This is a genomic window from Nitrosomonas nitrosa (genome assembly GCF_003051105.1).
GTDB classification, from domain to species: Bacteria; Pseudomonadota; Gammaproteobacteria; order Burkholderiales; family Nitrosomonadaceae; genus Nitrosomonas; species Nitrosomonas nitrosa.
Map to the genome: position 1 here is coordinate 1 of NZ_QAOO01000010.1, position 18,895 is coordinate 18,895.

At 47.4% G+C, this 18,895-nt stretch carries 23 protein-coding genes; 7 read left to right on the top strand and 16 right to left on the bottom strand.

Going from position 1 to position 18,895, the window contains the following annotated elements; all coding sequences use genetic code 11:
• Positions 1-365: 365 nt before the first annotated feature.
• A complete protein-coding gene (locus tag C8R30_RS15850; protein WP_177182321.1) occupies positions 366-551 on the top strand; it encodes a hypothetical protein in 186 nt (61 codons plus the stop codon).
• Between the two features lie 112 nt (positions 552-663).
• Here the strand turns inward: C8R30_RS15850 and C8R30_RS07050 are convergent, their stop codons facing one another.
• Positions 664-1,830 (bottom strand): DUF1207 domain-containing protein, encoded by a 1,167-nt coding sequence (locus tag C8R30_RS07050; protein ID WP_258191962.1) that lies wholly within the window; start codon positions 1,828-1,830, stop codon positions 664-666.
• A 601-nt stretch (positions 1,831-2,431) separates the two neighbouring features.
• On the opposite strand from C8R30_RS07050, the gene C8R30_RS07055 reads away from it, so the two are divergent.
• On the top strand, positions 2,432-4,534 hold the full coding sequence (locus C8R30_RS07055; RefSeq protein ID WP_107789853.1) for an EAL domain-containing protein: 2,103 nt from the start codon (positions 2,432-2,434) through the stop codon (positions 4,532-4,534).
• Positions 4,535-4,616: 82 nt separating this feature from the next.
• On the opposite strand, the gene C8R30_RS07060 is transcribed toward C8R30_RS07055, so the two are convergent.
• Genes C8R30_RS07060 through C8R30_RS07080 form a run of 5 tightly spaced genes read right to left on the bottom strand, consistent with a single transcriptional unit; the run spans position 4,617 to position 8,549 of the window.
• Entirely contained in the window at positions 4,617-5,432 is an 816-nt protein-coding gene (locus C8R30_RS07060) for a glucose 1-dehydrogenase (protein ID WP_107789854.1), read from the bottom strand.
• 35 nt (positions 5,433-5,467) lie between these two features.
• On the bottom strand, positions 5,468-6,316 hold the full coding sequence (locus C8R30_RS07065; RefSeq protein WP_204800183.1) for an SMP-30/gluconolactonase/LRE family protein: 849 nt from the start codon (positions 6,314-6,316) through the stop codon (positions 5,468-5,470).
• Positions 6,303-6,848 (bottom strand): gluconokinase, encoded by a 546-nt coding sequence (locus C8R30_RS07070; protein ID WP_107789894.1) that lies wholly within the window; start codon positions 6,846-6,848, stop codon positions 6,303-6,305. Before C8R30_RS07070 ends, C8R30_RS07065 begins: the two co-directional genes overlap by 14 nt.
• Positions 6,849-6,865: 17 nt before the next feature.
• The gene (locus C8R30_RS07075; RefSeq protein WP_219908826.1) at positions 6,866-8,329 is read right to left on the bottom strand and encodes an alpha-amylase family protein; all 1,464 of its coding nucleotides are present in this window, start codon (positions 8,327-8,329) and stop codon (positions 6,866-6,868) included.
• A 4-nt stretch (positions 8,330-8,333) separates the two neighbouring features.
• Positions 8,334-8,549 (bottom strand): hypothetical protein, encoded by a 216-nt coding sequence (locus tag C8R30_RS07080; protein WP_244888045.1) that lies wholly within the window; start codon positions 8,547-8,549, stop codon positions 8,334-8,336.
• Between the two features lie 605 nt (positions 8,550-9,154).
• Between C8R30_RS07080 and C8R30_RS16395 the strand changes: the two genes are divergently transcribed.
• Complete coding sequence (locus tag C8R30_RS16395; RefSeq protein WP_258191956.1) at positions 9,155-9,283, top strand: hypothetical protein; 129 nt, start codon at positions 9,155-9,157, stop codon at positions 9,281-9,283.
• A 44-nt stretch (positions 9,284-9,327) separates the two neighbouring features.
• Here the strand turns inward: C8R30_RS16395 and C8R30_RS07085 are convergent, their stop codons facing one another.
• The 4 genes from C8R30_RS07085 to C8R30_RS07100 form a co-directional block, all read right to left on the bottom strand.
• A complete protein-coding gene (locus C8R30_RS07085) occupies positions 9,328-10,098 on the bottom strand; it encodes an HvfC family RiPP maturation protein (protein WP_107789855.1) in 771 nt (256 codons plus the stop codon).
• Positions 10,079-10,936, bottom strand: coding sequence for an HvfB family MNIO-type RiPP peptide maturase (locus tag C8R30_RS07090; protein ID WP_107789856.1), 858 nt, complete (start codon positions 10,934-10,936; stop codon positions 10,079-10,081). Before C8R30_RS07090 ends, C8R30_RS07085 begins: the two co-directional genes overlap by 20 nt.
• Before the next feature lie 66 nt (positions 10,937-11,002).
• Positions 11,003-11,164, bottom strand: coding sequence for a hypothetical protein (locus C8R30_RS15855; protein WP_181258715.1), 162 nt, complete (start codon positions 11,162-11,164; stop codon positions 11,003-11,005).
• A 468-nt stretch (positions 11,165-11,632) separates the two neighbouring features.
• Positions 11,633-12,433, bottom strand: a complete 801-nt coding sequence (locus C8R30_RS07100; protein WP_107789858.1) for a Crp/Fnr family transcriptional regulator — start codon at positions 12,431-12,433, stop codon at positions 11,633-11,635.
• A gap of 723 nt (positions 12,434-13,156) precedes the next feature.
• Here C8R30_RS07100 and C8R30_RS07105 point away from each other — a divergent pair.
• Positions 13,157-13,456 (top strand): DUF1840 domain-containing protein, encoded by a 300-nt coding sequence (locus C8R30_RS07105; RefSeq protein WP_107789859.1) that lies wholly within the window; start codon positions 13,157-13,159, stop codon positions 13,454-13,456.
• 131 nt (positions 13,457-13,587) lie between these two features.
• The gene (locus C8R30_RS07110; RefSeq protein WP_258191957.1) at positions 13,588-13,782 is read left to right on the top strand and encodes a hypothetical protein; all 195 of its coding nucleotides are present in this window, start codon (positions 13,588-13,590) and stop codon (positions 13,780-13,782) included.
• Here the strand turns inward: C8R30_RS07110 and trhA are convergent.
• From trhA to C8R30_RS07135, 5 genes are all read right to left on the bottom strand, one after another.
• On the bottom strand, positions 13,777-14,427 hold the full coding sequence (trhA, locus tag C8R30_RS07115; RefSeq protein WP_258191958.1) for a PAQR family membrane homeostasis protein TrhA: 651 nt from the start codon (positions 14,425-14,427) through the stop codon (positions 13,777-13,779). The two genes, C8R30_RS07110 and trhA, sit on opposite strands and share 6 nt — an antisense overlap.
• Positions 14,428-14,692: 265 nt before the next feature.
• A complete protein-coding gene (locus C8R30_RS07120) occupies positions 14,693-14,995 on the bottom strand; it encodes a sll1863 family stress response protein (RefSeq protein WP_107783705.1) in 303 nt (100 codons plus the stop codon).
• Positions 14,996-15,019: 24 nt separating this feature from the next.
• The gene (locus tag C8R30_RS07125; protein WP_107783706.1) at positions 15,020-15,268 is read right to left on the bottom strand and encodes a GlsB/YeaQ/YmgE family stress response membrane protein; all 249 of its coding nucleotides are present in this window, start codon (positions 15,266-15,268) and stop codon (positions 15,020-15,022) included.
• A 112-nt stretch (positions 15,269-15,380) separates the two neighbouring features.
• Positions 15,381-15,611, bottom strand: coding sequence for a hypothetical protein (locus C8R30_RS07130; RefSeq protein WP_218143451.1), 231 nt, complete (start codon positions 15,609-15,611; stop codon positions 15,381-15,383).
• Between the two features lie 290 nt (positions 15,612-15,901).
• On the bottom strand, positions 15,902-16,006 hold the full coding sequence (locus C8R30_RS07135; protein WP_258191963.1) for a lmo0937 family membrane protein: 105 nt from the start codon (positions 16,004-16,006) through the stop codon (positions 15,902-15,904).
• A 298-nt stretch (positions 16,007-16,304) separates the two neighbouring features.
• Between C8R30_RS07135 and C8R30_RS07140 the strand changes: the two genes are divergently transcribed.
• Together C8R30_RS07140 and C8R30_RS07145 are read left to right on the top strand one after the other, a co-directional pair.
• Positions 16,305-17,033, top strand: coding sequence for a Crp/Fnr family transcriptional regulator (locus C8R30_RS07140; RefSeq protein WP_107789861.1), 729 nt, complete (start codon positions 16,305-16,307; stop codon positions 17,031-17,033).
• Between the two features lie 207 nt (positions 17,034-17,240).
• Complete coding sequence (locus C8R30_RS07145; RefSeq protein ID WP_107789895.1) at positions 17,241-17,951, top strand: Crp/Fnr family transcriptional regulator; 711 nt, start codon at positions 17,241-17,243, stop codon at positions 17,949-17,951.
• On the opposite strand, the gene galU is transcribed toward C8R30_RS07145, so the two are convergent.
• The gene (galU, locus tag C8R30_RS07150) at positions 17,948-18,835 is read right to left on the bottom strand and encodes a UTP--glucose-1-phosphate uridylyltransferase GalU (protein ID WP_107789862.1); all 888 of its coding nucleotides are present in this window, start codon (positions 18,833-18,835) and stop codon (positions 17,948-17,950) included. The genes C8R30_RS07145 and galU overlap by 4 nt on opposite strands.
• Positions 18,836-18,895: the final 60 nt, after the last annotated feature.

An 18,895-nucleotide genomic window follows, 5' to 3' on the forward strand; every position in this document is an offset into this window, starting at 1 on the left:
GCAATAAAACAACCTCATCCGCAACAAACTGACAAGAATTTTAATAACTATAATCTTTTGAAGTAACCCACCCTATTGCGTGACCAGTGTTTGTAACTGGTCACGCATTTTTGTTTCTTTGGTACCACGAGGAACTTGCAAAATTCAAGAATTAAGCTGAATTAATGGTACGGATGGCCAAAAAAAGAGGAAGTAGCCTATCCATAAGTGATAAAGTTGAATTGTCAAAGACTCGAAAATCATCAACAAATGAAAAGGCTGCGAGAAACTTTATCACAAACTTGATTAAGCATACAAAGTTCGTTATTTCCCTGGTTATCTGAAGAATTAGGTCCGCTAACGGCAAAGCAACAGGAACTGGGGGTGTGGAAAAGCTGGAACAATTAGCCTTTCTGAAGAGACAGCATTGCGAAGAAGGACAAGGTTATTTTCTCTGTCGAGCGATTGCCCCAGAGCAATTTACTCATCTGCTGGCAACAGCGTCATGCAATAAACCAAAATACAAGGGAGCAAATAGCGCTAACGGCAGGTATCGCTTAATTCAGTATTAACCTTACGAATATTTTTATCATTGTGATCAATTTCATATGTGCAATGAGATATCTCTTTATATGCGGATCCTTCGACTAGATTCATGTGTTCGAGTCAAGGCTGGAAAGACGGCTAGAAATGATAATGTGCACCGATGCCGAGATACTCGACTTTCTCTGTAAAAAACTGTCCGGTTGGGGAATTACCGTGGAAGTATTCGATAAGAAATTGAAGCCTTCTGTCGAAGGTTTGTAAATTGTCAAACTGAAAACCGGCTCTCGCTGAAACATCGGCATTCCAATTGTTTTGCTCGTGATTCTTGATGTCTACTGCCAGGACTGGCCGCATGGAAGCTATTTCGAGGCGCCATGGACTGCGGAATTCTATGCCATACTGAATGTACCAAGGTCTGATCGATGAGGGCTGCTTGCGGAAAATGCCGCCGCCGCCGCCATAAACACGCACGCCATAAGGCAGTTCATAAGAAAGCCTGAGATCGGCTGCTTCAAAACTGAGATTGATGCGCTCCAGACTAGTGAGCTTTCTTAACAGAAACTCATCGCCGAGATGAGAGCTTTGGTGGTAGACACGGGCAAAAGCGGATGCCTGCCGCGCGCGTAAGCTGGCATACGCGGCTGCGATAAAATCTGTGTTGACAAGATCGGATGAGGGGGCGTCCAGATTAAAGTCGCTGAAGACGCCAGCCTGAAGTCCTGCTTCCCATTGCACCATGGATTGGCCTATGTTGGCGCGGTAAAACGGGATCGTTTCGCCGAAGCTGACTGCGCCATTATTATTGCCGTCGACATTATTACCGATATAGTTACGATAGGTCGCTGAGAAATGCGCCCACCTTGGATCGGCCAGTAGTGGTTTGAATAGATGGCCTTCGGGCAATATGCCGGTCGCAAGCATTGCATGGCCTGTAGTCGGAATGCCTTCCTCGGTGATGGCTTCTTCCGACACTGGAGAAGTCGGTGGAAATTGATGAGCGGTACGTTCAGCGATTGCGACATGGTTGACACCGGGTATTTCCGAAAGTGTCTGCATTATTTTGACATGATCGTCTGCTGCAACTTTATCGGCTGGAATGGTGATATTGCCATTCTGTACCGTTAGGGAGGGCGCATCGATCTTGAATGCATGCTTGAGTACGGCAGTAGCGTAGCCAGCGATATAAGAATCATCAGGTATTGTGGCGTTTGCAGTGGCCACCCTAAACAATAAGCTTGCGATGACTAATTGAAGACTTAATACTTTTATCGTACTCATCAAAATACGATCAGAATCAATTTTCATCATGCCCCCCTCGGTTTTGTATTTATTTTTCCCGGTCTCTTTTTGTCTGGCTACATTTTTGATTGATCATTAGTTTTCGGATTTTCTGGTCGGCTGCCAGAGTTTCAAGACATCGTGAAATAGAGCTGAGGAAGTGCCCTGTATCAGCTATTTGCGAGAGGAATGCCCTATCCGTATTTAATGTACTTTAGTCCACTTCCATACTACTTCTCATTTGTATCAAAATAAATAAACTGTCAGTTATTGTACGATCGTTTTTTATCGTGGAAACGTATCGACCCAATGCTATCTCATCAGCCATGAGTAAATCTATTCTCGTGAGAAAGGATAATCCGGCTGGTTGGGTCAACTATTTAAACAATAATCTGCCTGGATCCCTGGTAGATCATAATATTATGATGATGAATAATAATACAATCTCTGCTATAAGATTTACGTGCATCTCTTGCGAACGCTGGTTTTGGTGCAAATTGCTTGATTCGATCGGTAAGCGGCGATGTGTCATGCTTTGAGTAAGGCAGTAATTTACTGAATCAATGGCAATGTTTTCTGGTAGTAAGACTATCTATCCACTCCGTTTGGTTTAACTGGAGGATCTGGTTTGAATACAATTCTGATTATTACGGATAATGACACTGATGCGAAGTTATTGCATGATGTGCTGACGCAAGCGAACGAGGATGCCTTCAATATTGAATGGGTGAAACATTTATCCAGCGGGCTTGAGCGTTTACGCGCCGGGGCTGTCGACGCAATTCTGGTAGATCTATCGCTGCCTGATAGTCAGGGTATTGCAACACTAGATAAGTTATTTGCGGTCTCATCCCAGATTCCTATTATCCCTCTTTGTACCACGAATAACGAAATGCTTACGGCCGAAATGATGCAGCGTGGTGTACAAGCTTATCTATCCAAAGAACACCTTGATAGCAATCTGGTCCCTCAGTCATTGCGTAATATCATCTTGCGCAAGGCGGCAGAGGCGTTGCTTTATATAGAAAAAAGACGTACAGAAATTACACTCAGCTTTATCAGCGACGCGGTGATCTATACCGATGTGGCAGGCAAAGTTAGTTTCATGAACGCTGCAGCAGAAGGGTTGACAGGATGGTCTAGAAATGAAGCGCAGGGGCATCATATCAATGAAATCATGCGGCTCATCGATGATGAAACGCGTCAACTAGTTGATAACCCTGTCGAATGGATCGTACGGCGCGGCAAATCATTGACTCTGACCGATGCGAATACTCATTTGATTAGGCGGGATGGCCGCAAGGCGGTAGTTGGTGTTTCAGCGGCGCTTGTTCACGATAATGCTGGAAGATCCATCGGATCGGTGATCGTATTCCACGGTATTACGGCGATACAAGTAATGGCGGCAAAAATGGCCTATCTGGCGCAACATGATACCCTGACCAACTTGCCGAACCGCATGTTGCTCAATGATCGCATCACCCAGGCGATTGCTATGGCGAAAAGGCGGGGCACGCATTTAGCGCTGCTTTTTCTGGATTTGGATAATTTTAAGCACATCAATGATACGCTTGGGCATGGCGTAGGGGACAAGTTGCTGCAATCCATTGCGAAAAGGTTGTGTGATAGCGTGCGTGGTTCCGATACGGTGAGCCGACTGGGTGGTGATGAGTTCGTGATAGTGGTAATGCAAGATAAGCATGCACAAGATGCCGCATTAACCGCTGAAAAGTTGCTGACTGCTCTGGCAGCACCTCATTTGATAGCTGGCCATACGCTCCATGTGACGACCAGCATTGGCATCAGTATCTTTCCTACTGATGGTGAGGATGCCGAGGCATTGATCAAGAGTGCCGATATCGCGATGTATCATGCTAAAGAAAAGGGGCGCAATAATTATCAATTTTTCAAGGATGAAATGAATACGCGCACGGCTGAGCGGTTGGCGATCGAGGGCTATTTGCGGGACGCACTCGAGCGCAATGAGTTCATCTTGCACTACCAACCCAAAGTCAACTTGGAAACTGGCATGATTACCGGTGCAGAGGCATTGTTACGGTGGCTGCATCCAGAATGGGGTTTAGTGATGCCGGAGCGTTTTGTGCAAATTGCGGAAGATAGTGGCTTGATAATACCGATTGGCCGTTGGGTGTTACGTGAAGCGTGTATGCAGGCGAAACGCTGGGAAGAAACAGGGCTTAGGCTGGATTCGATCGCTGTGAATATTTCGGCAGTAGAATTCCGTCTCAAAGATTTTGCCAATTCGGTATATACGATTCTTAACGAAACCGGGCTCAATCCCCAGCGTTTGCAGTTGGAAATTACTGAAAGCATCTTGATGCGTGATGTTGAATCCAGTATCACGATACTTCACCAACTCAAGACCATAGGGGTGAAACTGGTCATCGATGATTTTGGTACAGGCTGTTCCAGTGTAAACTATCTCCATCAGTTTTCGATCGATACACTCAAAATCGCCCCGGCATTCGTACAGGAAATTGGGCACGACAATGGTAACAATGGTGTTATCGTGTCTGCAGTTATCGCAATGGGTGCAAGCCTCAAGCAGCATGTAACCGCTGAAGGGGTGGAAAAATGGGAGCAGCTCGCTTTTCTAAAGGTACAGCACTGCGAAGAGGGGCAAGGTTATTTTTTCAGCCGGCCGATTGTGGCGGAGCAATTCGCTCAATTGCTGATAACGGGCCTGAGTGATAGAAACAGGGTTAGTTAGATTTTAGAACCTGGACAAGACAGTCAGTTCTAGCAGGGTTCATTCAGCGATAGCCATACTCGTCTATCAGACAAAATAGCGCTTACCCACCCTCGCGAAATCCCGGATAGAGCGTCATGCCGCCATCAATATACAACGTAGCACCAACCACATAATCAGAAGCATCAGAAGCGAGCCACACTACGGCTTGAGCGACATCTGCAGGATCACCAATACGCTCATAGGGAATCAGCTTCAACAAATTTGCTTCCATTTCAGGGGTTTCCCAGGCGCTTCGATTAATCGGCGTACGAATAGCGCCTGGCGACACAGCGTTGACTCTAATTTTCATGTGGGCAACTTCCTGCGCCAAGCTTTTCATGAACATCAGCAATCCACCTTTTGAGGCAGCATAGTTTACATGGCCTGCCCAAGGAATGATGTCATGCACCGAGGAAGTACAAACAATCTTGCCGGTCGCACAGGATAATTCCGGCACAACTCCTCGGCGAAGAAATTCCTTGACTGCTTCGCGGGCGCACAAAAACTGGCCGGTAAGATTGACTGCCATGACTGAATCCCATTGGGCCAAAGTCATGTCAACAAATGGCGCATACTGTTGAATGCCCGCATTAGCGACCAATATATCGAGACTCCCCCAAGTTTCAATGACCTGTTGAAACATTGCGATTACTTGATCTTCTTGGCTGACATCCGCTTGAATCGTAATCGCTTCACCGCCTGAGGTCTGAATTTCAGCTACCAGCGCCTGTGCTTCCTCAACATTTGATAAATAGTTAATTGCCACCCGCGCACCCGCTTCAGCCAATGCGAGCGCAATTGCAGCACCAATACCTGAATTTCCACCGGTAACAAGCGCACGTTGCCCGACCAGTGACTTCTCGATTATATGCGGCATAATTCTCTGTCCATTTCTATACTTTCATAAAAAAATCACGGCAACCCCATGCCCGATATCGCTGTTTCGGTTATTTCAATGCGTCCCGATTTCAGAATATTAGCTTTGTTGGGATCGTCAGTTTCAGAAGTTGTTATGAACAACATTCGGCGCTTCGGACCGCCCAACATGCAAGCATAAGGCACACCCACCGGTTTGATGCGAGCCAATACCTTACCGCCTCGTTCGACCCGGATCACTTCGCCGGTACCGGGACTGGCAACCCAAATGGCGCCCTCGGCATCAAGACAAATCCCGTCTGGCGTAATCCGGCCTAAATCGGCCCAAATCCGGGCATCATAGAGTAATCCGTCGTCGCCGATCGTGAATGCAGTCAAGCGTGATGCGAAGGTTTCGGCGACGACTAGTGTCGTTCCATCCGGGGTGATTACACAACCGTTAGGAAAAAGCAAATCTTCAGCCGCGATCCGACAACTACCGTTCACTTCGACCGCTATCAGACAGGTCCTGGTCTGTGGCGCCCCTCCATGTAAATCATAACCGAAGTTACCGACATAAACACGCCCATCAGCTGTTGCGATCATGTCGTTGCAATGATACGGCGCCAGTACGGATAGATCAGCATACCGGGTCCATGCTTGATTTCCGATACGATAAACGGCCCGCTCGGTCATCGCGACAACTAAGGGTGTTCCGTCAGGTAACCAAGCTAGTCCGCCCGGTAGATCGTCGGTTTCCAGTATGCATTCTGCCTGTCCGTCGAGTTTAACAGTCATAACTCGCCGTGCATGCTGATCGGTAAACCATAAGCGATCACCGTGCCAACGAGGTGCTTCTGGAAAAGCCAGCCCGGTCAACAGAGTCTCGGTCTTATGCTCCATCATTCTCGTTCTCCAGCGAAATCAACCAGTTTGAAATCGAATCAACTATTGTCTCGACCGGTTGATCGCTATTTATTAAAAGGATGTCGTCCGTTAATTTCAAAGCGGCGAGTTGGCTATCGAGCAAATCTGCCCCCATGAAATGATTCTGTCGCGACACCAGGCGTTGATGCAGGTCTTCGCGGTCACCAATCAAGAATACAAAATTCACATTACTCTCAGTTCCGCGCAATATCTTGCGGTAATTTGCTTTCAATGCTGAACAAGCCAGCACCGCCGACCTGCCTTTATCGAGATAACGGGTTATTTCGTTGTGCAAGCGACTCAACCAGGGTCTTCGATCGTCATCGTCCAGAGGCTCGTTACGGCGCATTTTTTTGATATTCGCTTCGGAATGAAACATGTCGCCTTCGATGAAAGGCCAACTCAAACGCTCGGCAAGTGCTTTGCCAACCGTTGATTTACCGCTACCAGAAACACCACCGATGATCAAGATGCGCCCGGCGCTATGCTGGTTTCTGGTCGATGATTGCATATCCGATTCCGAGATCCTCATCTATTCTGCAGCGTAAATACATGATAGCCCCACGCAGGAAAATCGAGCAACATTTGCTCTGCATTTATTTCGATGCGCAGGGCTGGCGACTTTGAACTCATCAGGTCTTGCTGCGGGTTTTCGTTAATTGGCGGCTCCTGCCAAACGACCCGACATTGTCCGGGATGTGCCGCGTAGTTCACGGCAATCCAAGTTACTTTACCTTCATCTTGCCAGCAATAAATGATGAAATGCTCCCAAGACTCGTTGCCTTGTTCGTTCGGACAGCATTTCGCCAAAACCCATTTCCCGTGCCGAAACACCGGCTTTTGTAAAGTCTGCAGCAGACCACTGTAAAACTCGCTCAACTCTTTATCGACGGCTTCATCCGGACCTCGACACAGATGAATCGGAATATGCACACTTTTTCCTGCTAATTGCCCATCATGAAAAAACCGCAAACCCGGTGCTAGAAACGTAATGATCGCTGCTGCTTTATGGATTTCATGCGGAAACGTTTCTGCAGCGCGCGGCTCGTCGTGATTTTCGAGGAATCGTGCCAGTTTTTGCTGAAAATCGAGACCGGCGCCAAGATGTTCACGCACCGGATAGCCGACTCGAGCTCTGAGCCTATCGTAAAGTCGCTTGTCATAAGTAAAATCGAAGCCTTGTTGTTGTAGCGTCCATTCAAGGTCCCAATAAACCTTTGCAAGCAACACGAAATCGGGAAAACGTTTCCGCACCGCTGTAATCGCCTTGGGCCAAAACGGCTCTATCGTTTTCCCCCCCAGGTTCTCTCGAAGACTTCCGGTAAAATCAGCATCGCCATATCGCTGCGCACGCCATCGCGGCGCGATCGCGAGCAATTCATCAATCATCGCAGCTTGCAGGGCTGACTGGCTGTAATCCAGCTGTAGCACATCTGGCCAGCCGTTGAAATAAGGATCGCGACCGTAAGCGAATACCCGCCTGCCTTGGTTAGTTTCGAGCGCGATATAATTTTGCGGTTCGCGATCGATATCCTGAGTCGAGCCTTGGATATAAAATTCCGGGTGTTTCTGAACCCAGGGGTGATCGAGTGCGGTGTGATTCGGTACGAAATCGAGTATCAACCGCAACCTGCATTGGTTTAGCTGTTTGTGCACGTGGGCCAACGCCTCATCTCCACCCAATTCTTCGGTTGTCTGATAACGCACGACTGCGAAGCAGGAGCCGCAGATATCGCTTTCGGACAAATCGACAAGATTGGCACGAAAGCCTTCTTGCCAAGCTTCATGGCTGCGGGAAATGCTGCCTCCGGCCTTGCCGATTTGCCAAATATCCAAGAGCCAAACCCAATCAAAACCTTGCTTGGCAATGCCTTGCCATTCGCTGTCTGGCCAACTATCGATGCCGACTGCTTGGTCAACCTGGCTAAGGAATCGCCGATGCCGAACCCGAGTATTGATTTGATAAAGTGAAGGATAGTTAGAAATCTCCATCACATTACCTTATTTGCTCGGGTGTGTCATCGGGCGAATCGGCTAAAGTCGCGACAACTTCCTGCATGCCATTCTTGAGCAACTCCTCGCGATCGAGCGAACCAAAAATCGTCAATAGGGAAGCCAGCGTACCAGTCCAACCGGTTTGATGGCTGGCGTCCAGTCCCGAACCATCATCGCCATGAAAATATTCGTAGAACAACAGATAATCTCGGATCAATTGCCGGGTAGGCTTATTAAGAGAATAAGAGAATAAGAGAATAAGAGAATAAGGGAATAGGGCACATCATCAAAGTAACCCAGTAAAGCTAAGCTATTCCTGGGGCTACGGGCGTAATGACATGAGCATATAATTTTAATTGGAGTAAAAAATGACTTATTACTGCCGGATTTGCTCGTCAGTCACCTTGCTAGAAGATTGATAACGAGATGGATTGGAGTAATAAATACGGATGAGGTCCACTAACGTGATCCCGCTTACGGTTTCTTGGCTTGGGCTGTAGCTACGCTGACAACTGCGGTACTAACTTTGGTGATCGGATCAATCATCAGTCGGTGGAATTCAAGCTGGGGCCACGGTAGCTGGTATCGTTGCAACCACATGGGGGGGCTTGCTGCAACAGCTGGTGTTCCACAACCTCAGACATGAGATGGCAAATTCTAGTACTGACAGCAATTCAATGGATTAGTTAATTGATTCCCTGTCTAGCATGGATTTTAGCGCTACGTCGGGTAGTATCGTTCAGGATGCAAGTTCTGCTACACCTATTCAAATGAGAAACCAGCTTTGCAGAAGTTATCTGCTATATCAGTGCAATCAGTTTTATGTTGTCTAAACGAGGTGTTGGTTATTTTTCGGATACGGCCAATTTTCTGGCGGTTGAACAGCAAGATCCGTGGGGAATACTCTCATGGTTGGATCAATTCGACTTCTTTTGGGGTATACAAATCTAGATTCTACTCATCCAAGTTTGCACTAGCCACAACACTGGTAATCTTTACGGATGAGCTTTATCACACAAAACACCCAACAATGCGCCACGCATGCACAGATCTTGCATGACAGCCAAACCACCCATTATCAAAACATCTAGCGAAGGATAACGACTTTCTTCAGCGATTCTTTCGAGCGCAGTTTGTCCGGTAAATTCTGCTGTTTCTAGCAGGTTTAACAGGCGAGCAGTAAAGGCATTGATTTCAATAAATTGAATCTGCTCGTCAACATCACGAAATACCAGTAAATAGGTATCTTTGGGTATTACCTGAGTATGTGGGGCGATACGGTGCACTGGCCAGTTATATTGCAGATTGGCGAGGACTGGATTCAACGCGGGGCGTTGTTTAAGTAAATCGCCTGCGGGATCAATCCTATCCCAGTCAGGGGTGTGTGTCGAGATGGAGAGCACCAGTTCCATCCATTCATAATGCGCGAGCTCAAGCATGAACTTGGGGTATTCTGTGGTGGCGATCCATGTTGCCTGTAAGAATTGAATGAATTCATCAGGTATCTGGCGGAAAAAGGGCGAATGACAGTGATGTTTGGCAAGGAAAGCACGTACCAGCCGTGCCCAACGGCGCTTCCCTAACACTTCCCTTAATACCGGGAAACAGATCAGGAGGGAGTGTTCAATGCCGTTGTAAACAAGTTCTCTGTAAACCTTCATGCGTCGTGCTTCAATCCCATTTGGGCGGGCGTTTGCCTTCGGGTCGCGGATATGTGCAGTGAATTGGTATTGAAAGCGTTGAAACTCAGGAAGTGGCGTGGACATGAGCTTGGGTAATAGGGGTATGTTGGGTCTGAATCTGGGCAATGCGCTCGACTTCGTGTATCAATTCACTCAGAGGGGGAATATTAAAGTCGCGTTCCAATAGCGTGGGAGCTATACCATGAAAATGATAGGTCTCATCCAACAGCGCCCATACCGGATCGATGACATCTGCACCATGCGTGTCGATAATCAGATCTGCTGCCTCGTTATAGTGTCCTGCCATATGCATGTAGACAATACGTTCAGTTGGCATGGCTCGAATAAAGTCGATGGGATCATAGGCGTGGTTAACACCATTGACATACACATTATTGACATCGAGATGCAAATCGCAATTGGCTTCGGTTAAAACTGCCCGGATAAAGTCGACCTCATCCATCTCGGTAATGGGGGCACGCAAATAAAAGGAAGCATTTTCCAGAGCGATACGACGTTCTAGGATGTCTTGTACTCTGCGAATACGAGCAGCGACGTATCTGACGGCCTCCTCGGTAAAGGGTATGGGAAGCAGATCATATAAATGCCCATCATCGGAACAATAGGAAAGATGCTCGGTATAAAGCAGGATTTGGTGCTGGTCGAGGAACTGTCGAATCTGGTGCAAAAGCACCTCATCGAGCGGGAGGGGGCCGCCTATGGAAAGAGACAGCCCGTGGCAGACAAAGGGATAACGCTCAGTAAAGCTGCGCAATTCTCGCTCGGGCCGCCCGCCAATATCAATCCAGTTTTCTGGTGCAATTTCAAAAAACGAAATGACCTCGGGGACATGCTGCTTTAACGCAGGAATTAATTCCCGCCGAAAACCTAATCCTGCACCGGTAAGATGTTTGGGGCTCATGATGATTCAGTCGAAATCTGGTCAGTATTGTTCGCCGCTTAATCTGTGAAATGACGTCAATATTTCTTAATCGATGATCTTTTCATTGAGGATATCACCCGTTTCCTCGGCTGTCTCATCTATTTTCTCCCCTACCGCTTCTGCCGAATTCTTCTTTTCACAAGCGGGAAGTCCAGCAATGAAAACCATTGAAATCACTACGATGGTTAATGTTTTTAATATGTTCATTTGTGTCACGCCTTTAGTTTGCTTCGGTTTATAAGCCAGGGTAAAGAACATCCTAACAGCCTGTCAATTGTATAGAATATAAATGATGACCAATACGATGGTGGGCACGCCGAGTAACCACGCCAATAAATATTTACCCAGTTGTCTCTCCTTAGAAGATTGCAAGTGACCAATCTGTTAGCCGGTAGTCTGCCGTTTAGTAAAACGGCGCGGTAGGTATATAGGATGCTTCTGAAGATACCATCAAAATTTTTAGTTTTCGACCTGCGTCTGATGTGGTCGTGTCAAATGCATCAATTACATTGCACAGCTTACAATGCGCGGCAATTGCAGTCTGTGCGTTGCCGTACAGAACATGGGAGCCAAGATGAACGAGACTTGTGAGCTCATAGAGTCGGAGTAATACTCACGCAACGACTATTAAGCTTGCAATAGATTATATTACGGCGAAATTTCTTCCAATACCGATTACATTGTGCTTATGTCAGGAAGGAGCCGATCATATTCTTTTTTGACCACTTTATAGCACTCGCAAACCCTGGTCTCCAGGCGCGGTCGATCCAGCACGGTGATGTGGCCCCGGTGGTAATGGATCAGGCCGGCGCGTTGCAATTTACTGGCTGCTTCGGTAACGCCTTCGCGGCGCACACCGAGCATATTGGCGATCAATTCATGCGTCATTGTCAACTCGTTCGATGATAAACGATCGAGGGTCAACAGCAGCCAGCGGCAGAGCTGCTGTTCCACTGAATGATATCGATTGCACACTGCCGTTTGCCCAATCTGCGTGAGCAGCGCCTGGGTATAACGCAGCAATAGATGCGCTACTGGCGCAACCTGATTGAATTCCTGTATCAGCAACTGTCCCTTCAGTCGGTAGGCATAGCCCGCGCTTTGTACCACGGATAGTTGTGGCATGGAATCCCCCCCCATAAAGAGGGCTACCCCAACTATTCCTTCACTGCCTACTCTCGCGATTTCAACTGACCGGCCGCACTGTGTGATTGAGAGCAGAGATACGATCAATGTGGTGGGGAAATAGACGTGATTCGACTTGCAACCGGAACCGCAAAGGATTTTGCCAAGAGGCATCGATACCAGTCGCAAATGGGGAAGTAGTCGTTTCAATTCATCTGCGGGCAGGGCGGCGAGAAGATGGTTCTGGTGTGGGTCATTGGGAATATCGGGAATATGGGGAATATCGGGAATATCGGGAATATCGGGAATATGGGAAATATGGGGAATATGGGGGTGTATGGTAGTAGACATCAGTAATCTCCTTTTGTAGGCTAAAAACTACTGCTATGTGAGTTCCAGGGTGGGGTTAAGCCAGTTCTCTACCTGTCTAGACATAATGCCTATTATGAGCTAATAACTGATCCTATTAATGTAATTAAACACTAGCTACAATGATAACAATACTGACCATTAATGTTTTCATGCAAATTCTCCTAATCAATGATGTAGACATTAATACTTAAGCCAAAATCATGCCAGTTTTGTTATTTTATTTATAACATTATGTTATTAAATGAATATATTATTTCTCATCATCTGTTCTAAAAATATAGGGGGCTTGCTCACTGCGTTAAGTTGTGTCATTTTGGCGCATGTGTCATTAAAATCTGGTATGCAAAATGCTAAGAATAAGGCTTTCGATCTTATTCGGTAGTTTGAGAGCAGTGCTAATGGTGCAAGTCGCATTGCCAATATTACTGGTGCTTGCACTGATGCTGATCGTTGGTCAAAATTTGATCAGCCAATTCATAGAAGATAGGTGCTGGAAGATACAGATACTTGTGTAAAAGTAATAAGAAGAATCGCGCGCATCGGGGTTCTGTGCTTTAAAGCACAAAACCAACTTTATGATGAATGTTGCGCTTCATTTTAGTAAATGAGAGGATAAAGGATATCGGAACGATTGCATGAGTGCGATCAGTCGATTGACAAGAATCTGTAAATTTATTTTGTTACTCATTCCAGGAGAAGTATATGCTCGTGACATTTACAACCGATGCCTATGCAGATATCACTATGTTTGGGGATGACGCACTCGTGATGTTGAAAATGATGGGGCACAGCGGAACCGTGCCTGGTGCTATTCTGGCAGCAGATGTTCCTCAAGCGCTAAGTCGGTTAACCGCTGCTTTAGCGGCACAACAAGATGCTTCACCTCCTGCCGAGGATGAGGATGCAGAAGAGCCCGTGGTGAGCATGGCCAATCGAGCGCAGCCGCTAATTGAATTGCTGACCGCCGCAGCAAAGGCAGACCGTAACGTCATGTGGAAATAAATTGTCTTTTCTCGGAGTGAAAGGATGGCCTCATGACGAACGAGACCTAGCTTGGTGGACTCGACTAGGGAGTATCGGGATCGAAGTTCGGAAGCAGAACGGTATAGCTTATTTCATGCAGCATGAATTCTATGCAGAGTGAGACTTTTCCCAGTCATTCGGGTGCAGTTGTCTCAGTGCGCGGCAGTGTGGTTGATATAAGATTTGCTGAGCATCTGCCGCCGATCGACTCGGTGTTGCGTGCTGGAAATGAAGGGCGTATCGTTATCGAAGTGTTGGCGCAACTGGATGCGCATCACGTGCGCGGGATTGCGCTGACCCTATGAAGCCGCGTACCAGAGCACTGCGAAATAATGGCATGTCGTACCCGCCATTACAAATAAATGCCAGATAAAGTGACCGTATCGAATACGTGAATCGGTTGCGAAAAAAAATATGCCAATTGTGTAGGCCACACCCCCTGCAACCAACCAAAGTAGGCCAGATGGGGGTATGCGGGTATACAACGGATAAATTGCGATCAAAATGAGCCACCCCATGAGCAGATAAAGACTGGTGGAGAGGAAGGGGTTGTGCATCTTGTCAAACGCTTTCAGCGCCACGCCGATTGCGGCAAGGCTCCAGACGATCCCAAGGAGCGTCCAGCCCCATGCGCCATGGAGTACACCCAGCGTGAACGGTGTGTAGGTGCCGGCGATGAGGAGAAAAATCGCTGAGTGTTCGATAATCTTAAACACACTTTTGGCTTTGCCTTGCGGCAGGGCGTGATAGAGGGTGGAAGCAAGATAAAGCATCACCATCGTTGCCGCGAAGAGACTCGCACCAACAATGAATCCCGTATCTCCGTGCTGTACTGCATGCATAATAAGAAATGGGGTGGCCACCAGTGCTGCGACCAGCCCTATCCCGTGGCTGATGCTGTTCGCAATCTCTTCTCCTTGGGACTGCTCTCGTTCGGGTACTGCACGCACGATGGTCACGATATGCTAACTAACAGCCTAATGATATGGCCTATGCGCAGGTAGAAAGCGGCTTGATGGGGCAAACGTTCCTGCTGTCGGCGTGTGCCAATATTTGATTTTTCATCAAGCAGAGTCAAAGACACACAATTTTGAGAAGAGGAAGTCAATTCTGTTCGCCTCTCAGCGTAATGATATGAACAGGGATCTTCGGTAATTGTAAATATCCACGCTAATCGGGACGTGCATTAGCGTGGAATGGTTTTACAAGCATATTTTAATCTTTAAACTTGTTTTTCAACTTTGTGGCAGTATCTCGAACAGCGCTGCTTAGTTTATCCCAAGCGCTCTCTGCACCCTCCTTGAGATGCTCCCACGCATCCTCGCTGGCTTCACCTAGTTCTTTCAATTTAGACTTTGCAGCATCAACTTTATGCTCAAGATCTTCTATCTGCTTTTCATACTTAATACGAGTATCGGCTGCAGAACTCTTTGCCTCGGCCCTCAGTTCTGCCAATTTGGCCTGTGCCAGTTCAACCTCGGCTTCTATCTTTTGCTTGTATGCGTCTTTCGTGCTCATAACGTATCTCCTATGAGAATTGATTCAGGATTGATTCTTAGATTTCGTGATAATCCAAACCAGAAATAGTAATAATGCGGCTCCGACCATAGCGGTTACGATTGAACCGATGAGCCCCAAAAGACCGAACATGAGACCGCCCGCAATGGCACCGATAATACCAATAATAATGTTACCCACGGGACCAAAACCACCACCTTTCATCAATATTCCAGCTAGCCAACCTGCTGCTGCGCCGATTACCATAAAAATGATTAATCCTGTATAGTCCATGAGCTTCTCCTCTGGTTTATCAACTACTAAAATAATCTATTTAGGTATGGCCTAGTATCTACGATACCAAAAATCAGGAAAAGATGCTGTAATAGACGTGACGTGATGACGATTAATTGGTGGCATCTTTAACGCTTTCTTTGATTTCTTTACCGGCATCTTCGAGCTTATCAACTGCATCTTCAGTAGCATCGCGCGCTTTCTCGCCGGGACGTCGGTCAAGCGCATCATCAACGTTATCCATTGCTTTTTCAGTACCTGTTTTGGGTTGGTCGCAAGCAGGTAACACCAGCATTGTTGCGGTGATTATGAGTATCAAAAGGTAGTTAGGTTTCATCATCATTTCTCCAATTTAGTTTTGGTTGTATCCACTGGGCTATTCCCACTGAACATAGGACGCTTTCTTACGTTTCATATTCTAATAGCGACATTAAACGCTGTCTGTACGATACCGTACATAATGAAAATCATCATCTTTCCTCAACTATCAAGATCAAATAGTAATCTGCATAGTGGAAGAAAGAACGGAAACAAATGTATGTTTTGTTGCAAGCGTGCTGTGCTACCCTACCTACTTTCAGCAGGCGTCAGTTTAGTTTAGCTGGAATTTTCTAAAGAACCTAGAATGAGGCATTAACGCCGGCCTTGAATAACACGAACCAGTATCACGATAATGGCTATGACCAGTAGAACGTGTATGAATCCGCCCATGGAAGTCGACGAAACTAACTCTAAGATTCACAAAGCTATTAAAACTATTGCAATAATTTCTAACATGACGATATCTCCAGTAATTATTTGGCAGCGATCTGCTGACGATAAGATTAAGTGTAGCAGTCAACCTAAGTCTGTTCGATAGCGCACGCAGAGTTACATTTCTTAATGGCTGTGTCTGGATCTTTTGTAATCTATGTCATTAGTTACTTCTTGGAAATGGCAAGGGGCAGTAAATGGAAGGTATGTATGTTCGGCATCGTACAGAGCGAGTCGGCTTTTGAGTGATATCTTGATCAATCTTTTCTGATCGGAGACTGACATGCCTGGGTTACCAGCGCCACAACAAAACCATCTTTTAGCTGCATTGTCTGTCGAAGCTCAGAACCGCCTGTTTCCTCATCTTGAGCTGGTGTCGCTACCGCTTGGTAAAGTCTTGTATGAGTCTGGGGATTCCTTGCGCCATGTCTATTTTCCGACCAATGCCATCGTATCGCTGCTTTATGTGATGGAAAGCGGTGCATCGGCGGAAATCTCGGTAGTGGGTAAGGATGGTCTCATTGGCATCGCATTATTCATGGGGGGTGAAAGTACCCCAAGCAGGGGCGTTGTGCAAAGCGCCGGTTATGCCTACCGGTTGCTGGGGCAGCGGCTCAAGGATGAGTTCAATCGCCATGGGGAGTTGTTGCAACTGATGCTACGCTATACGCAGGCATTGATTACGCAAATGGCCCAGACGGCGGTTTGCAATCGGCATCACTCGATCGATCAGCAACTATGCCGCTGGCTGCTACTTTCGATAGATCGCCTGCCGGATAACCAATTGACGATGACTCAGGAGTTGATTGCCAACATGCTGGGTGTGCGCCGCGAAGGTGTGACTGAAGCGGCCGGAAAGTTGCAAAAACTTGGCGTGATCGAATATAACCGAGGACATATCACGGTACTGGATCGACCCAGACTTGAGCAATTGAGCTGCGAGTGTTATGCCGTCGTCAAAAAAGAAACAGACCGCCTGTTACCCTACGTTTTTCCACGCCTGAATCGCTGACAGTATGAGTGGTGCTTGCGCACCGCACCGCGTAATGCAGCAATAATTGCTGCAATCACTGAGTCGGGCCTTTCTGCAGAATTACCGTGCTTTCTGTGTCGTAGCGCACAGACATCTCTATGATCATTGATTAGGATGAAGTTGGAGGATTGTTCAGCATCTTTCTCATGCCATTTTTTGGATTTTTTCGTGCTGCAGGATACTCAAATGTCGGCTACAACAACACCGGTGCGTGTGGTCAACCGCCTGATCGGATGTTTGCCACGCGAAGAGCGGAATAGGTTTTTGAAGCGCTGCGAGCCGGTAGAGCTGGCTTTAGGCACCATTCTGTGCGAACCTAAACAGCCTTTTCGGCACGTATATTTTCCCCTTGTAGGTTTCATCTCGCTTGCGATCGCCATGGATGGTCATCAGCCACTGGAAGTAGCGTTGATCGGTAATGAAGGTATGCTTGGTGTTCCGCTGGTGCTGGGAGTCGATACTTCACCTCACCGTGCAGTGGTGCAGGGTGCTGGTACTGCGTTGCGGATGACCGTCGAGCAGTTTCAGCTCGAATTGCACGACAGTACCTACTTGTTGCGCACGCTCAACCGCTACCTGTATGTGTTAATGACGCAATTGTCGCAAACCGGTGCTTGTAGTCATTTCCATGAGATAGAGCTGCGATTGGCGTGCTGGTTACTAATGACGCATGACCGCGCGCGCGCCGATCATTTTCATCTCACACATGAATGTCTCGCTGACATGCTTGGGGTGCGCCGGAGTAGCATCACTATCGCTGCCGGCGTGCTGCAACGGAGAAAGCTCATTCGGTATAACCGTGGTGATATCACTATCCTTGACCGAAAGGGGCTCAAAGCAGCATCCTGCGGATGTTATGATCAGATGAACAAGAACTACAGTAGTTTGCTCCCTTAGACACTTTGCCGTGCTTTCAGCCAGGCAGAGAATTCATCGTGCAATTCCGGATGAACGGACGCAATATCAACGCTGGCCTGCAGCAAGCCCAATCTGCTGCCACAATCATAACGCTTGCCATGGTAATGATAAGCCAGTACCTGCTCTGAATTTAACAGGGCTGCAATACCATCGGTGAGTTGAATCTCTCCTCCTGCACCGCGGGGTTGTGTGCGAATATGCTCGAATACAGGCGTGGTCAAGATATAGCGTCCAGCGATTGCCAGGTTACTCGGGGCAATGCTGGGATGAGGCTTCTCAACCAAGCCCATGATTTTAATAAGCTCTGGCGTCAGCGCATTTCCTTGCACGATACCGTAACGGCTAGTTTGATCCCGCGGCACTTCTTGAACTGCGAGAATGCTGCATCGGTATTGATCGAAAAGGTTAGTCATTTGTTGCATGATGGGTGGATCACCTACCATCAAGTCGTCGGCCAGCAACACTGCAAAGGGTTCGCCACGAACCAAGCGCTCGGCGCACAGCACGGCATGACCCAGACCGAGTGCCCTGGACTGGCGGATGTATACGCATTCCATGTCATCAGGCTTAATAGCGTTGACGATCGTAATGAGATCGTTTTTGCCATTGGCAGCAAGTTCCGCCTCCAATTCATAGGCTGTATCGAAATGGTCTTCAATGGCACGTTTATTACGGCCTGTTACGAAGATCATTTCACGTATGCCTGCAGCATAGGCCTCTTCAACCGCATATTGAATAAGCGGTTTATCAACGACCACCAGCATTTCTTTGGGTGAGGCCTTGGTGGCCGGTAAAAAACGTGTGCCTAAGCCCGCAACTGGGAAAATCGCTTTGGTAACCGTTTGCTGATTACTGTTATACATGATGCCAGCCTCAAAAAGTGTTACTAGATATCGGCCTCATCCCGCTGGGTTATCGGCAGG